This window comes from Aeribacillus sp. JST-2, assembly GCF_056032925.1.
Window position 1 is genome coordinate 17,775 of record NZ_JBVVUU010000029.1, and the last position, 14,069, is coordinate 31,843.

Below are 14,069 nucleotides of genomic sequence, written 5' to 3' on the forward strand. Positions count from 1 at the left end.
CTCGAGAACATTTAGGTTGTCCAATTCGCTTCCCTCCAAATTTGTTGTAGCTCATGTGTTTTGATGATTTCTTGCGGATAGTAAAGACCGTTCGCCAACAGAGATTTTAGCTGGGACTGTTCATCAGCTGTAAAAAAGCAAAGAAATGCTTCTACGGCTTCTGTTCTTTCTTTTTGATATTCCTTGCCAACCGCAGGCTCTTTTTGTAAGCAGGCGCGGTAAAATGGTAGTGCTAATGAAACGGGTTGTTTCTTTGTTAAAGAATACCATATGGAAATTCCTTCGCGGTCGATATCCCCAAAATAATAAAAATGATGGTGTGCTTTCACAGGATATTGCATTGAAAACTGCTCAATGCTATGAATCACCTTTTTCCCGCTCCCATATATGAGGGTGGAAAAAGCCGCCTCTTTCAGTACGGGGAGTAATCCTTGATATGTCGTTTTATTTTCCACAATGAAATGAAGTTGGACTGTTTCGTTCACTTTTTTTGGGTTTATGGCAAACATTAACGGTTCGGAAACAGGAATGATTTGCAAGCTATGAAAAATGCCAATTCGTTCTAATAACTCTTTTCCTCCCCCTTCGGTCACCCATTTTTCATCACCCACTAGTTCAAGGCTGCGCTCAGGGGCTGGGACCGGTTCAGAAGGAAATGAATGCCTTTTTAAATACCGATCAATTTTCAAAATGAAAGGCAAATCGTTTTTCCAAACGGACGGATCTTTGCTGTAATATTCATCAATGTTAATCGCTGGATGAAGCTTGCTGCGGTAATGCTGCAGTTCTTTATGGTGATGTTCCATTAATAAACTTTTATTAATTCGATAAGAAAACGCTAAAGACGGGGTTCTAGTCGTACGCCCTTTCGATTTTACCATTTCAAGAATATGTTCCTTTTCTAACTGCAAAATTGTTTTGGAAAACTCATTGTACGTATAAATCCAAGGCTTGCTTAATCGTTCAAGTTCATCAAGCGAAATCGTTTTCTTATGAAAAGCAGACAACAACCTTTTGATTTGTTCCAATCCAAATACACTCCTAGAAATTCACTATAGTTCTATTATACAAAAGGAAGATCTACGAGTGTTGATTATCCATAATTTTGTATTTGTGTTTTTTGTCAACTAATTTATTCGAAATTTGTGGGGTACTGCATTTTTGAGCCGCAAAGGATGGTATTGAAGAAATTTGTGTTTCTTGCTTTGCCCTTTAATCTGTTTCAACTTCGCACTTCCTCTAATCCTTTTAAAATAGACATGGCTCACGCGGACAGTAGAAGCAGTGGATGTTTTACCTCTTAACCAATCTATATTCCTATAAAAAGTAAATAAAAGGATATTACTAGGAAAATATAATTGGTCAAAAAGTATGATAAAAACGAGAAATAATTAGGAGTAAGAGGCTATTTTATATTGAGTTTTCCATATTTATAATGTCAGAGGCAAGATTCGTACAAGACCAATAGAAAGGAGGCGTAATAATATAAAAAGAAGTGTGTAGTGATCAGATTACCGAATATATTCTTTGGAATCAACATTCATCAGGTTCGCTCTATAGAATGATTGCCAAGCATTACAAAGATTCCTTGCAATCCTTTCTTACGTCAAAGGAATCATAACTTTCCGGGAAAATATTATTCCAATTGTTGATCTTTGTGAACGTTTATCAATGGGGGCTATTTCATATACAAATGAAACTCGATTATCCGTTGCAACAATTAAGGAAGCAGATGTAGATGATGTAGGTTTAATTGTTGAAACAGCGAATGAAGCATTTGATATTTAAGAGGAGTAAATTCAGCCTGCTCCGACAATCACTGGCAACAGTGTTGAATTTTTAGCGTGAATAGCCAAAATGGAAAATCGGATGTTGATTCTGCTAGATATTGAAAAATTAATAAGCAGCGACGATGTTATGCAGTTAGAACAACTGAAAGAAATGAAAAAGAATCTAGTGACTTAGTCGAAGCTTCATATATTTTTAATCCAGCTACATTTTCTAACAAAAAAAGATTATGTCGAGAAAATAGCTCAATTTCATAAGCTATTGGACAAATCTTAAAAAGTTAGAGAGGATGGAAGGATTAAATGAAAATGAAGTTATCATACTCCAGTTGGATTATTTTGCTTACATTAATTGTTTGTGAAATCATTTCTTATATCTTTGATTACTTTCTAAAGGATAACATGTGGGTCTCCTTAGCGATATCTGCAGCATCGATTTTGATAGTCTTTAGTATTCTTCATTATTTTTTAGTAAAGCCCATTTCCGAGCTGACGGGGCGGGCGCAAGCCATTATAGATGGTGATGTAAGTCAGACCGTTCAAGTCAAAGCAAAAGGCGAACTTGAAGTGCTGGCCAGAACGATAAATAAAATGACCGAAAGCTTGCGGAATCTTATTATTAAACTGCAAAACGATTTGAATGAAATGTATAATTTCTCCACTTCTTTATCAGAATCCGTAAATCAATCAATGAAATCTACGGAAGAGTTGTCTTCAGCTATACAACAGAATTCCGCAAGTGTTCAAGAACAAAGCGCTAATATTGAAGAAGTGCAAGCTACAATTGAAGAAATTAATGCTTCTATTGAAGAAATTAATGCTTCAACACAACAAGCGAATTCTGTAACGCAATCTTCCTTAAAAACTTCCCAGGAAGGTGTTGACGCAGTGGAACATGTTGTTCAACGACTGACATCGGTTGCGTCGGCCTCCGAAAAATTAAAAAATACAATTTCAAGACTCAGTGACGAATCAAACGAAATTACACAACTTGTCAGTGTGATAACGAATATTAGCGACCAAACCAATTTGCTTGCATTAAATGCTGCGATTGAAGCCGCCCGTGCCGGTGAGCATGGAAAAGGTTTCACGGTTGTAGCGGAAGAAGTAAGAAAACTGGCCGAAGAAAGTGCAAAAGCCGCAAAAAATATTATCGAAATTGTTAGTCGAAATAAGAAAAGCACAGATGAAGCAGTATCCGAAATTGATAAAGTCCGAGATGAAGTGATCGAAAGTCAAAACTTAGCAGATAAAGCGAAATCAGCTCTCAACATCATTATGTCTGTGACTAAAGAAATTGACGCAAATACAGCAAATATTGCAGGTGCTGTCGAGCAGCAAGTTTCAGCAACAGAGCGGTTAAATCAAGCAATCAACTCCATCGCAAGTGCTGCTCAACAAATTTCAGCTGGAACACAAGAGTTAAATGCAAATGTTGAGGAGCAAGTACAAACTGCCCGAAATTTAGATGCTTCCTCAAGCGTACTTCAAGAAATGGCCAAAAATTTAGAAGAAGTTACAAAAGGATATATTGTGAAAAGCGATGCTGAAAACAAAAAAAGGGCAAATAACCCAATGCCGGAAAATCTCAATCAAATAAAAGCCAGCAAATAGAAAAACACCTTTTGAGAAAATGAGTTTCCATACAAGAGTGCCTTCCTTTTTAAATCTTAATGTTCTTTTTCCATTTTGTCAAAAATACGAAATCCATCCAAATATTCCTTGAAATTTAGGAATTTTGAAATGTTGGATAGCTGGTTCTTACCAGACGATCCCAAATCGATAAGAAATCGTTTTCTCCAAACAGGGTACAAATGTTCCGTATCCTGTTTGGAAAGAGAAAATCCTCTGATTTCCCATTTCTCAAATACCTTCCAATATAATTTCTTTTAGCAAACACATGCCGCTTTGTTTGCCCATAATATTTGCAAAAATTGATAGTGTGCACTTTTTTTCTAGCATAACTGCAAAAACTATTGATGTTGATTTTCATTCTCAATATAATTGAGAATGAAAATCATTATATTCAAGGGGTTGTTTATTCATGAAGTATTTTAAGCTACCTGTTGTATTCTTTTTGTCAAGCAGTTTGTTGTTTAGCTGTTCGCAAGCAAATGAAAATTCAACGGAACCGGCAAAAAAGGAGGCGGCGGAAGATCAATCCCAAATTGATTTAAGCCAAGTATCAACAAATTATCGCGAGTATGCAATTGCTGAGATTGATGAATTTGTCAAGAAGACGGAAGCGTTTGCCAATGCGGTGATTGCAGGAGATGTGGAAAAAGCAAAAGAACTTTATGCGCCGGCTCGCATGCACTATGAGCGTTCTGAACCACTAGCTGAAGCGTTTGCGGAACTGGATCCGAAAATTGACGCTCGGGAAGGTGATGTTCCTGAAGCGGAATGGGGTGGTTATCATCGGATTGAAAAAGGCCTCTGGGTTGAAAACACGACAAAAGGCTATGAACCATATGCTGAACAGCTTAAAAAAGATGTAAAGCTTTTGCGCGCAAAAGTTGAAACGGTTGATGTGACGCCCGAACTTTTGATCACCGGTGCAGTGGACCTTTTAAATGAAGTTTCAACATCAAAAGTGACAGGAGAAGAAGATCGTTATTCCCATACAGATTTATATGATTTTGTGGCAAATGTTGAAGGTGCTGAAAAGATTTATGAATTAATGAGCCCTGCCCTTAAGGAAAAGGATGAGGCGCTCGCCAAGGAAATCGAACAGCGGTTTCAAGCAGTTTATGCACTTCTTGACAAATATAAAAAAGGCGACGGGTATATTTCATATACTGAGCTAACCAAGGATCAAGTAAAAGAGTTGAGCCAGTCGATCAATGAACTGGCAGAACCGCTTTCTCAAATAGGGATCGTGCTGGAGGGGTAGCCAATGTCTCAACACGATGAACATGAAATGACTTCGATTTTAAAAAAACAAATATCAAGACGGGATGTATTGAAAGCTGCCGGCATCGGAGGAGTCGGCGTGCTAATCGGCGCATCTGGCATTGGAGGGGCGCTGGCATTGGCTGACGTGTTGCCGACCTCTCAAAAAAAAGAAAGTACAAATGCGATTGTTCCATTTTACGGAAAATATCAGGCAGGCATTGCAACGGAAGTGCAAAATCATATATATTTTGCCGCATTTGACGTGACAGCTGAAGGCAAAAATGAGCTTATTCAGCTTTTTAAAGAATGGACGAAGGCTGCTGCAGCAATGACGGAAGGCAAATCTGTCGGAGAGGCAGCTGATCATAAATATCTTCCTCCCGATGATACAGGGGAAACTGCAGGACTTAGTGCATCAAATTTAACCATTACTTTCGGCGTTGGACCGACGCTCTTTACTAAAAACGGCCGGGATAGATTTGGTTTGAAAAAAAAGCATCCGGCCGAACTGAGAGAACTTCCGAAATTTCCGCTTGATTCGTTGGAAGAGCAATGGACAGGCGGAGATATTTGTATTCAAGCTTGTGCGGATGACTTGCAAGTTGCCTTTCATGCCGTCAGAAATTTAGCGAGGATTGCCCGAGGCAAAGCGGTTCTTCGCTGGGGACAGGCCGGCTTCCAGCGCACAAAGCAAGCGAGTCCGAAAAAAGAAACACCGCGAAACTTATTTGGCTTTAAAGATGGAACAGTGAATCCAAATGTGAAAAATTCCAATGAAATGAATCAATACGTTTGGGTGCAGCCCGGTGACGGTACTGACTGGCTCGTTAACGGAACGTATTTAGTTGTAAGGCGGATTCAAATGTTCATCGAGGTGTGGGATCGGACTACTCTAAAGGAACAAGAAAATACGTTTGGTAGATACCGGGATTCGGGCGCATACCTCGGCCAGAAAGATGAGTTTGATCAGCCGGATTTCGAAAAAAAGAATGAAAACAGAGAATATTATATTCCGATGACTGCCCATGTTCGAGTCGCACACGGGGATGGAAAAGAAAAAATTTTGCGGCGATCTTTTTCGTATGCGGATGGAATAGACGCAAAAACTGGAACGTTTGATGCCGGATTATTGTTTATCAGCTTCCAGCGCAGCATAAGCAAACAATTTATTCCAATTCAAAAGCGGCTTTCGCAAATGGATCAATTAAACGAATATATCGTCCATCGGGGAAGTGCCATTTTCGCCTGCCTTCCAGGAGTGAAAAAAGGCGGATATATTGGAGAAACGTTATTTTCATAATCCTTTTCTCTCTTTCATAGGAGTTGAAACTGATGTATAAAAAATTGGGTTTGATTGCCTTCGCTATTCTTTTCACAGTAGGTATTTTCTCAAATAGAGCCATAGCCGCAGAGAATCTTGATGACTTATATGTCATAATAGGAGATGCCATCATGAAAACTAAGGAAGCGAATTGGCAGGCCGTACAGGACAATTTGGATCAATTCTCACAACAATGGAACAAAATAAAAGCTGTTGATAGCAAAAAAACAGCTGAAGTCGAGAAACAGTTAAAAATTGTGAAAAACGCGCTGGCACAATCTGAAAAAGATGAAGCGGAAATAAGTGAAGCCTTGTCAGCTTTATCAAAAGCGCTCGCTTCATACGAAAAAGGACAAAATCCGACGAATCCGCTTGAAGAAAAAGAAAAACTAAAACAGTTGAATCGGTTTATTGATGAAATCGAAAAAATGATTCAAAATGATCAACTTGACCAAGCAGCCGCGAAATATCAGCAATTACTTTCAACTTGGACGGCAAATGAGAACATCGTCCGCACCGAAAGCGTTGTTTCGTATGGTCAAATTGAAACACAGCTCGCTTTGTTAAGAATTGCGCTGACGCAAACTCCGCCTGATCGAGGGAAAGCTTTACAGAGCCTAAAAGATCTTTCCGCTTCGGTTAAACATTTTTTAAGCGGCAAAAGTGTTGAAAAGACCGCCGGAAATGGATACACATTAAGCGATGTAACAGATTTATTGAAAAAAAGCATGCAGTCGCTAAAAGACAATAACCCGTCCGGGGCATCAGAACATTTGAACAAAATTTTGCTCATCTGGCCGGCAGTTGAAGGGGAAGTTCGGACAAAAAACTATTCCCTTTACAATCGCATGGAAAACGAAATTCCCGCTGCGATCAGTTTATTGCAATCTGACAATAAAAACGTGGATAAAGCTGAGACGATGATCAGCGAATTGTATGATTCCCTTCAGCTCATTGCAGCCAAGACTAGTTATACGTATATAGATGCTATGCTTATTTTGCTGCGTGAAGGATTTGAAGCATTGTTAATCATCGCCGGCTTGCTTTCATTTCTGAAAAAAATGAACAATACCGACAAAAAAGAGTGGATTTGGGTCGGTGTTTTATGCGGCATTATTGCCAGTGCAATTCTGGCGGTTGTCATGAACATGTTTTTCTCCAAAATAACAGTTGCCGGAAGCCGAGAATCGATTGAAGGGATCGTTGGCATCACTGCTGTTGTGATGATGCTGACGGTTGGCGCTTGGCTTCATAAAAAATCAAATATCGCCCACTGGAACCGATATATTAAAGATCATCTCGGACACGCATTGGCAAAAGGAAGCTTGTTCTCCATGGCCTTGTTAAGTTTTCTTTCGATTTTTCGCGAAGGTGCCGAAACAATTATTTTCTACGCCGGAATGGCTCCGTCGATGGAAATGAACCAGTTAATTTTAGGGATCGGGATCGCCATTGTGATCTTAGTGATCATCGGGTATGTCATCATCCGCTTTAGTTCGGCAATTCCAATCCGTCCATTTTTTATCGGTGCAACTCTGCTCATTTATGTTTTATCATTCAAAATGCTCGGAATCAGTATTCATGCCTTGCAGGTGGCAAAAATGCTGCCAACCCATTCATTGTCAAATGTTCCCTATATTGAACCAATCGGTTTCTATCCAACAATTGAAACAATAATGCCGCAGCTGCTCCTTATGATCATAATCATAGTTGTAACGATGTATGTGAAAAAAACGGCTGCAAATGAAAAGGCAGTTGTTGAAAAATAAAGGATCGGAAAGCTTCAATAAAAAATGTACTTCGGTGAATACCGCAGTACATTGGCTGAATGCACGAGGTGCTAGTTGAACTTTATTGTTCGACTAGCACCTCAGTATTTTTCATTATGGAGTTAATTTTAAATCCGCCCAATGCGGGTGCGCCTCAACTCTGCGCTCCATATCACGGAACGCATTGAGTGAACGTCTCAGCTTACTGTAAGCGTCGCCGCCTTCACTCCAACCTAAGTAGCCGATCATTCCGTTATAACCGATCTTTTTTAACTGCCCAAGCAACGCAAAATTATCTAACTCCCCAACGTCCAAAGGCTCGATTGTTGCCACTCCGCCAAAACCGTGCGGATTGCGGCTGCTGCCGGACATGTTCACTTGTTTCAAATAAGGAGCTACCGCTTGAATCGTTCCTTTTAGATTTGTTCCATCTGCCGCATACCAATGGTAGCCGCAAAAGACAATTCCGAGATTTGGATGGTTCAGGCGTTTGCATAGTCTCACTGCATCTTCATGGCGTTCAATCCAGAAAGATAGATGCGTGTAAAGCAAAATGTTAATATTTCTTCGTTCCGCAATCTTCAATGCTTTTTCCAGCCATTTTACTGCGATGTCGTCTCCTTTTGGATCTGAAGGGCGGATATGCTGTCCGACAGATTGAATCGCCAACTCAACCGTGCTGCACCCTTCCATAATCTCCAGCATCTTTAAAATACCCGCATTTCTTGGATGGTCCTCGCCTAGTGAAAGATCTAACACCACGTACACACCTGCAACATCCAGCCCATATTTTTCTTTTACGTCTTTCAGCTTTTCTACGTCTCTCCACCGTTCTCCGTGCCAGACGGATAAATGGGTTGCGTCATAGCCGATCTCTTTTAACATTTCACACCGAGCCTCAAAGCTATAAATACCCATTGAGTTATAGAAAGCAAAATCCATTGCGTAAAAAGGATAAGCCATTTTCCGATTCTCCTTTTCTTTCACTAACGGTTCAATTCTCTATATCCCCTGACATTAAATCGAATGTTTTTTATACGTATTTGGTTCATCAAGAGCTTGAACGGTCGTTCTTGCTACATCTTCACGTGCAATGCTCCAAGTTATTCGCTATAGAGTAACCAATCCAGTGCCTTTTTCATTTCGAAGATAATCAGGACGAATTATTGTATAATTTAAGCCGCTATTGATCAACACACGGTCGTCATAATGTTTGGCGACATAAATAGGTTTAATGATTTCCGGCCAGTTCTCACGGTTGTGGGATTGGAAAGAACTCACGATGACAAAACGTTCGCAGCCTCCATTGCTTTTACAGATCAGCAATGTTTTATCTGCTCCTGTGAGTCCTCCTGAACCAGCTGAAAATACGATCGCATCCTTTGGCCGCTTCAGTAATTTCATCAACAGTCCCTTCCAGACCAGCGAGTACCGCTTCTATTCCTTTTTTCAAAAATCCTCCAATTGCTCTTGCTTTCGAACCATCTCACGAACAGAGTGCTGTTCATGCGCATGAAACATGTTTACCACTTGTTGAGCTACTTGTCCGTTGGTTCCTATGACCAAAACTTTCATCCAGATCCGTCCTTATTAATATTGTCTCTTATCATCTTAAAGCCGGGAAATGCGGAAGCACATATTCTCCTAGTTCTTCAATCACTTCTTCCACTGGACGCTGTCCATATTTTAAGTTGATAATGACATGGTTTACACCTGCTTCTTGTAAAGCTCCAAGAAATTCGATCACGAAATTTCGCCCCGTACGGAAGCCAAGATGTATTGGTATTGGTACACTGTTTGGGTCTTCCGTTAAATCAATATAAAGAGATTGAGAAAATGGCTTAAATTCATCTGTTAACGAACGCCAATTGTCAATTAATGCTTTTTGAAACTTAATTCCACGCGGATAGTATATCCATCCATCACTATGTTCAGCAATCCATTCAGGAGATTGTCCACTGTGACCTGTTACCATTAATGGTATATCTGACAATTTTGGTTTTGGCAGCATATCTCCGCTTGTCATATGCACTCGTGTCGTGTCAATTGACGGAAAATACTCACGCCAAACCTTTCTCATGGCAGCCACTGATTCTCGGAATAATTCGCTACGTTCTTCTGGATTCACAGAGAATGCCGGAAACTCGATTGGACGGTCGCCGGTTGCGACGCCGAGAATGAGTCTTTCCCCAGATAATCTGTCAACAGAAGCTGCCGCTTTTGCCACATGAAGAGGGTGACGCAGCGTTAAAATAATGCTTCCCGTTGCTAAGGCAATCTCTTCTGTGTTGGCCGCAACATACCCTAAATATGTGAACGGATCATACATTTGTCCGACATCACCGAAATTTAGATCGCGTAACGGTACATCTCTTACAAACAATGAAGCAAAATTTAGCTCTTCTGCTCGTTTTGCCAGTTTCATTTGTTTTTCGATATTCATCTCAGGGACGTCTCCCATATACGATTCAATTGGAAAGAACAACCCTAAAGTCAGTTTATTTTCTTGATACATGCGTGAATACCCTCTATGATTTTTAAACTTTTCCATTGTTTTGACCACTCCTTAAGAAAGCTGAACCATACATAACATAAAGAAAAAGCCCCGTTTTAAACCATTTGTTATGCCACCCTTGAAAGCTGAAAACCTTTATTAGGACCAGCCGATACAAATTATCCTGTTGAATACCGATATGAACAATATTTATAATTTGTACAAAAACATATATTATATCTGTAACGAACTTTTTATGATGCAGCCGCGGCAATAGCAGCATCGTCTTTTATCACTTTGTCAATAATGGCGCTGCCAAGACAAATCTCACCTTCATAAAATACCGCTACTTGCCCTGGTGTCACAGCCTTAACTGGTTTTTCAAATTCTACAAACACCGTTCCATCCGGACGAATATGGACACGCACCTTTTGATCCTCTTGACGGTAGCGGAATTTAGCTGTACATGCAAACGTACTAAGACGAACATCCCCATTTATCAAGTTCAGGTTTGATGCAATCAGTCCAGTAGAGAACAATGCCGGATGGTCTTTGCCTTGAGCAACAAGTAAAACATTGTTGTCTAAATCTTTATCGACGACATACCAAGGTTCTCCTGTTCCTTTGCCGCCGATGCCAAGCCCTTTTCGTTGGCCGATTGTGTAATACATTAAACCATCATGAGTACCGAGCACTTCTCCATCAAGCGAACGAATTTCTCCAGGCTGTGCCGGCAAAAAATTCTTTAAAAAGTTTTTGAAATTTCGTTCTCCAATAAAACAGATTCCGGTACTATCTTTTTTATTGGCGGTAATAAGGTTCAATTCTTGGGCGATTTTTCGCACCTCACCCTTCGTTAACTCACCCAGCGGGAACAGAACTTTAGACAAATGGTCCGATGTTAGCTGGCTAAGAAAATACGTTTGATCTTTATTCGCATCTTTTCCACGCAGCAAGGTGATTTGGCCATTTTCTCTGTTGATTCTTGCGTAATGACCCGTTGCGATATAATCCGCATCAAGTGAAAGAGCATAGTCAACAAACGCTTTAAATTTAATTTCAGTATTGCATATTACATCTGGATTCGGTGTTCGGCCTCGCTTCAGCTCATCCATGAAATACGTAAATACACGATCCCAATATTCTTTTTCAAAGTTTACGCCATAGTAAGGAATCCCGAGTTGGTTGGCAACTCTTTTAACATCTTCGTAATCTTCAGCCGCTGTACATACTCCATCATCATTCGTATCATCCCAGTTTTTCATAAATACCCCGATGACGTCGTACCCTTCTTTTTTAAGAAGGTAAGCAGCTACAGAGGAATCCACTCCTCCAGACATTCCGACGACTACTCGTTTTTTCTTCAACTTCCTTCACCCCCTAAAACTGAAATATTTTTAGTTACAGTTTTGTTTAAAAAAATTTTTATGCGCAACAAAATATTTTGTTTCATGTATGAAACGAACTATTGTTATGGATTTCATTAATGATATCTTTGACGGTCACACCTTTTAAATAGTTTAAAAAATGTTCTTCTGCATTATGAAAAATGCGAATAAGTATATCTGATAGATGTTTGCCTATTATGCAATTGTCATTGGAATCGGGACATTTCGGCACAAGCGTTTCCTCACTAGTGATTCTAAAAATTTTGTCTAACGTAATTTGTTCAGGTTGAGCGTTTAAAGAGAATCCACCCTTTGCCCCTTCTTTAGAAGTAATTATATTTTCTTTTCTTAATATGCTTAAAATTTTTCTTAATCTTACTGGGTGGACAGAAACACTTTGAGAGATGTCTTCACTGGTTACTCGCTGGTTTTGCTTTTCGGCTAAATAAGCAACGCAGTGAACGGCAATCGAAAAATCGCTATTCATATCGAACCTTCCTCCTAAATGTAATAATAAAGATTACAGTTTATATTGTCAACTCAATAAATTACTTCTATTCGTCTGCCGTGAATTAAATTTAGGAGATGAATCCTTAATAAAATCTCTAACAATTCATCAAACGTGTATTCAATTTCTACGATGTCATCAGATATTAGCAAAAGTTCCACGACTCAGCTCTCCTCTTCTTACACTCTTGCTCTTTCTCTGCAATTTTCTCTCATTTTCCATTCTTTTCACTTTCCATTTCACCTCACCGAACACGATTGTACGCACACGATTTTTCCTTCTCGAATCGTATTCGGTAAATAAAAGACAAGGGATTCCACCTATGTGAAACCCCTTGTCTCTAAAGCCTTTGTCCTATTTTCGATGCCGATGGTGGGAGTCGAACCCACACTCCCGCAAGGGAACACGATTTTGAGTCGTGCGCGTCTGCCAATTCCGCCACATCGGCGTGTTCAAATTGAATAACTACTCAATGGTGCCGAGGACCGGACTTGAACCGGTACGGTAGTTACCTACCGCAGGATTTTAAGTCCTGTGCGTCTGCCAATTCCGCCACCCCGGCGTTGGAATTGGAGGCGGCACCCGGATTCGAACCGGGGATAAAGGTTTTGCAGACCTCTGCCTTACCACTTGGCTATGCCGCCCAATTTTGGAGCGGAAGACGGGACTCGAACCCGCGACCCCCACCTTGGCAAGGTGGTGTTCTACCACTGAACTACTTCCGCATAATGAAAGATGGCTGGGCTAGCTGGATTCGAACCAGCGCATCACGGAGTCAAAGTCCGTTGCCTTACCGCTTGGCTATAGCCCATTAACATGGGGCGACTGATGGGAATCGAACCCACGAATGCCAGAGCCACAATCTGGTGCGTTAACCACTTCGCCACAGTCGCCATCGCCATATTGGCAGGGGCAGTAGGAATCGAACCCACACCGGAGGTTTTGGAGACCTCTGTTCTACCGTTAAACTATGCCCCTAGAATGGTGGAGGGGGACGGATTCGAACCGCCGAACCCTGAGGGAGCGGATTTACAGTCCGCCGCGTTTAGCCACTTCGCTACCCCTCCAAAGTAAATGCCGGCGAGAGGAATCGAACCCCCAACCTACTGATTACAAGTCAGTTGCTCTACCAATTGAGCTACACCGGCATATGTAAATGCTAACATGGTGGCTCGGGACGGAATCGAACCGCCGACACAAGGATTTTCAGTCCTTTGCTCTACCGACTGAGCTACCGAGCCTTATTATGGCGGTCCCGACGGGAATCGAACCCGCGATCTCCTGCGTGACAGGCAGGCATGTTAACCGCTACACTACGGGACCAGTTGGTTGCGGGGGCAGGATTTGAACCTGCGGCCTTCGGGTTATGAGCCCGACGAGCTACCGGACTGCTCCACCCCGCGATAATAGAGAAATTTTAAAAACTTTCTAATATGTAAAAAATTCAATCTATATCAATAGCGTTATCATTGATCGCTTATTATGTATATGGTGGAGGATGACGGGATCGAACCGCCGACCCCTTGCTTGTAAGGCAAGTGCTCTCCCAGCTGAGCTAATCCTCCATGGTGACCCGTACGGGATTCGAACCCGTGTTACCGCCGTGAAAGGGCGGTGTCTTAACCACTTGACCAACGGGCCAAAATTTTCATCTGGCGGAGAGCAAGGGATTCGAACCCTTGAGACGGCGTTGACCGTCTACACGATTTCCAATCGTGCTCCTTCGACCACTCGGACAGCTCTCCAAATGGCTCCGCAGGCAGGATTCGAACCTGCGACCGTTCGGTTAACAGCCGAATGCTCTACCACTGAGCTACTGCGGAATGATTGAAATAGTTTGCCTGGCAGCGTCCTACTCTCGCAAGGGACAACCCCTTACTACCATCGGCGCTGAAGAGCTTAACTTC

At 41.2% G+C, this 14,069-nt stretch carries 11 protein-coding genes, 16 tRNA genes and 1 pseudogene; 5 read left to right on the plus strand and 23 right to left on the minus strand.

The genetic code is table 11. From position 1 onward, the window contains the following. Nucleotides 1–11: 11 nt before the first annotated feature. Entirely contained in the window at nucleotides 12–1,028 is a 1,017-nt protein-coding gene (locus AC0KTX_RS12865; RefSeq protein WP_474252567.1) for a Wadjet anti-phage system protein JetD domain-containing protein, read from the minus strand. 565 nt (nucleotides 1,029–1,593) lie between these two features. Here AC0KTX_RS12865 and AC0KTX_RS12870 point away from each other — a divergent pair. The 5 genes from AC0KTX_RS12870 (at nucleotide 1,594) to AC0KTX_RS12890 (ending at nucleotide 7,772) form a co-directional block, all read left to right on the plus strand. Further along, entirely contained in the window at nucleotides 1,594–1,788 is a 195-nt protein-coding gene (locus tag AC0KTX_RS12870) for a chemotaxis protein CheW (protein ID WP_474252577.1), read from the plus strand. Nucleotides 1,789–2,090: 302 nt separating this feature from the next. Then, on the plus strand, nucleotides 2,091–3,401 hold the full coding sequence (locus tag AC0KTX_RS12875; protein ID WP_474252568.1) for a methyl-accepting chemotaxis protein: 1,311 nt from the start codon (nucleotides 2,091–2,093) through the stop codon (nucleotides 3,399–3,401). A 430-nt stretch (nucleotides 3,402–3,831) separates the two neighbouring features. Next, nucleotides 3,832–4,680, plus strand: a complete 849-nt coding sequence (gene efeO / locus AC0KTX_RS12880; protein WP_474252569.1) for an iron uptake system protein EfeO — start codon at nucleotides 3,832–3,834, stop codon at nucleotides 4,678–4,680. A 3-nt stretch (nucleotides 4,681–4,683) separates the two neighbouring features. Next, nucleotides 4,684–5,982 carry an iron uptake transporter deferrochelatase/peroxidase subunit gene (gene efeB / locus AC0KTX_RS12885; protein WP_474252570.1) on the plus strand — a complete coding sequence of 433 codons (1,299 nt, stop codon included), beginning with the start codon at nucleotides 4,684–4,686 and terminating at the stop codon, nucleotides 5,980–5,982. Between the two features lie 32 nt (nucleotides 5,983–6,014). Next, nucleotides 6,015–7,772 (plus strand): FTR1 family protein, encoded by a 1,758-nt coding sequence (locus AC0KTX_RS12890; RefSeq protein ID WP_474252571.1) that lies wholly within the window; start codon nucleotides 6,015–6,017, stop codon nucleotides 7,770–7,772. 114 nt (nucleotides 7,773–7,886) lie between these two features. Here the strand turns inward: AC0KTX_RS12890 and AC0KTX_RS12895 are convergent, their stop codons facing one another. The 22 genes and pseudogenes from AC0KTX_RS12895 to AC0KTX_RS13000 all read right to left on the minus strand — a co-directional run bounded on the left by AC0KTX_RS12895 (nucleotide 7,887) and on the right by AC0KTX_RS13000 (nucleotide 13,985). Continuing rightward, on the minus strand, nucleotides 7,887–8,735 hold the full coding sequence (locus AC0KTX_RS12895) for a sugar phosphate isomerase/epimerase family protein (protein ID WP_474252572.1): 849 nt from the start codon (nucleotides 8,733–8,735) through the stop codon (nucleotides 7,887–7,889). A gap of 31 nt (nucleotides 8,736–8,766) precedes the next feature. Further along, nucleotides 8,767–9,347 (minus strand): annotated as a pseudogene (locus tag AC0KTX_RS12900) (SDR family oxidoreductase). 31 nt (nucleotides 9,348–9,378) lie between these two features. Continuing rightward, nucleotides 9,379–10,323 (minus strand): LLM class oxidoreductase, encoded by a 945-nt coding sequence (locus AC0KTX_RS12905; protein ID WP_474252573.1) that lies wholly within the window; start codon nucleotides 10,321–10,323, stop codon nucleotides 9,379–9,381. Nucleotides 10,324–10,520: 197 nt separating this feature from the next. Then, on the minus strand, nucleotides 10,521–11,633 hold the full coding sequence (mnmA, locus tag AC0KTX_RS12910) for a tRNA 2-thiouridine(34) synthase MnmA (protein ID WP_082829590.1): 1,113 nt from the start codon (nucleotides 11,631–11,633) through the stop codon (nucleotides 10,521–10,523). Between the two features lie 82 nt (nucleotides 11,634–11,715). After that, complete coding sequence (locus AC0KTX_RS12915; RefSeq protein WP_474252574.1) at nucleotides 11,716–12,141, minus strand: RrF2 family transcriptional regulator; 426 nt, start codon at nucleotides 12,139–12,141, stop codon at nucleotides 11,716–11,718. A 53-nt stretch (nucleotides 12,142–12,194) separates the two neighbouring features. Then, entirely contained in the window at nucleotides 12,195–12,323 is a 129-nt protein-coding gene (locus tag AC0KTX_RS12920) for a hypothetical protein (RefSeq protein ID WP_474252575.1), read from the minus strand. A gap of 203 nt (nucleotides 12,324–12,526) precedes the next feature. Next, a tRNA-Leu gene (locus AC0KTX_RS12925) sits at nucleotides 12,527–12,610 on the minus strand. 25 nt (nucleotides 12,611–12,635) lie between these two features. Then, nucleotides 12,636–12,724: transfer RNA gene (locus AC0KTX_RS12930), tRNA-Leu, on the minus strand. A gap of 8 nt (nucleotides 12,725–12,732) precedes the next feature. Continuing rightward, nucleotides 12,733–12,806: transfer RNA gene (locus AC0KTX_RS12935), tRNA-Cys, on the minus strand. Between the two features lie 6 nt (nucleotides 12,807–12,812). Next, a tRNA-Gly gene (locus tag AC0KTX_RS12940) sits at nucleotides 12,813–12,887 on the minus strand. A gap of 11 nt (nucleotides 12,888–12,898) precedes the next feature. Further along, a tRNA-Gln gene (locus AC0KTX_RS12945) sits at nucleotides 12,899–12,973 on the minus strand. 6 nt (nucleotides 12,974–12,979) lie between these two features. After that, nucleotides 12,980–13,055: transfer RNA gene (locus AC0KTX_RS12950), tRNA-His, on the minus strand. A gap of 11 nt (nucleotides 13,056–13,066) precedes the next feature. Next, nucleotides 13,067–13,140: transfer RNA gene (locus tag AC0KTX_RS12955), tRNA-Trp, on the minus strand. 4 nt (nucleotides 13,141–13,144) lie between these two features. Then, nucleotides 13,145–13,229: transfer RNA gene (locus AC0KTX_RS12960), tRNA-Tyr, on the minus strand. Nucleotides 13,230–13,237: 8 nt separating this feature from the next. Next, nucleotides 13,238–13,310: transfer RNA gene (locus AC0KTX_RS12965), tRNA-Thr, on the minus strand. 17 nt (nucleotides 13,311–13,327) lie between these two features. Beyond that, nucleotides 13,328–13,403 (minus strand) — tRNA-Phe (locus tag AC0KTX_RS12970). Between the two features lie 6 nt (nucleotides 13,404–13,409). Further along, nucleotides 13,410–13,485: transfer RNA gene (locus tag AC0KTX_RS12975), tRNA-Asp, on the minus strand. Nucleotides 13,486–13,488: 3 nt separating this feature from the next. Beyond that, a tRNA-Met gene (locus AC0KTX_RS12980) sits at nucleotides 13,489–13,565 on the minus strand. A gap of 86 nt (nucleotides 13,566–13,651) precedes the next feature. Continuing rightward, nucleotides 13,652–13,727 (minus strand) — tRNA-Val (locus AC0KTX_RS12985). Nucleotide 13,728: 1 nt separating this feature from the next. Continuing rightward, nucleotides 13,729–13,803, minus strand: a tRNA-Glu gene (locus AC0KTX_RS12990). 12 nt (nucleotides 13,804–13,815) lie between these two features. Next, a tRNA-Ser gene (locus AC0KTX_RS12995) sits at nucleotides 13,816–13,907 on the minus strand. 3 nt (nucleotides 13,908–13,910) lie between these two features. Then, nucleotides 13,911–13,985: transfer RNA gene (locus AC0KTX_RS13000), tRNA-Asn, on the minus strand. Nucleotides 13,986–14,069 lie beyond the last annotated feature (84 nt).

What these genes read in the sequence shown, in the direction of transcription:
- AC0KTX_RS12875 (WP_474252568.1), top strand. Translation starts at nt 2,091, where the DNA reads ATGAAAATGAAGTTATCATACTCCAGTTGGATTATTTTGCTTACATTA.
- efeO (WP_474252569.1), top strand. Translation starts at nt 3,832, where the DNA reads ATGAAGTATTTTAAGCTACCTGTTGTATTCTTTTTGTCAAGCAGTTTG.
- efeB (WP_474252570.1), top strand. Translation starts at nt 4,684, where the DNA reads ATGTCTCAACACGATGAACATGAAATGACTTCGATTTTAAAAAAACAA.
- AC0KTX_RS12890 (WP_474252571.1), top strand. Translation starts at nt 6,015, where the DNA reads ATGTATAAAAAATTGGGTTTGATTGCCTTCGCTATTCTTTTCACAGTA.
- AC0KTX_RS12895 (WP_474252572.1), bottom strand. Translation starts at nt 8,735, where the DNA reads ATGGCTTATCCTTTTTACGCAATGGATTTTGCTTTCTATAACTCAATG.
- AC0KTX_RS12905 (WP_474252573.1), bottom strand. Translation starts at nt 10,323, where the DNA reads ATGGAAAAGTTTAAAAATCATAGAGGGTATTCACGCATGTATCAAGAA.
- AC0KTX_RS12915 (WP_474252574.1), bottom strand. Translation starts at nt 12,141, where the DNA reads ATGAATAGCGATTTTTCGATTGCCGTTCACTGCGTTGCTTATTTAGCC.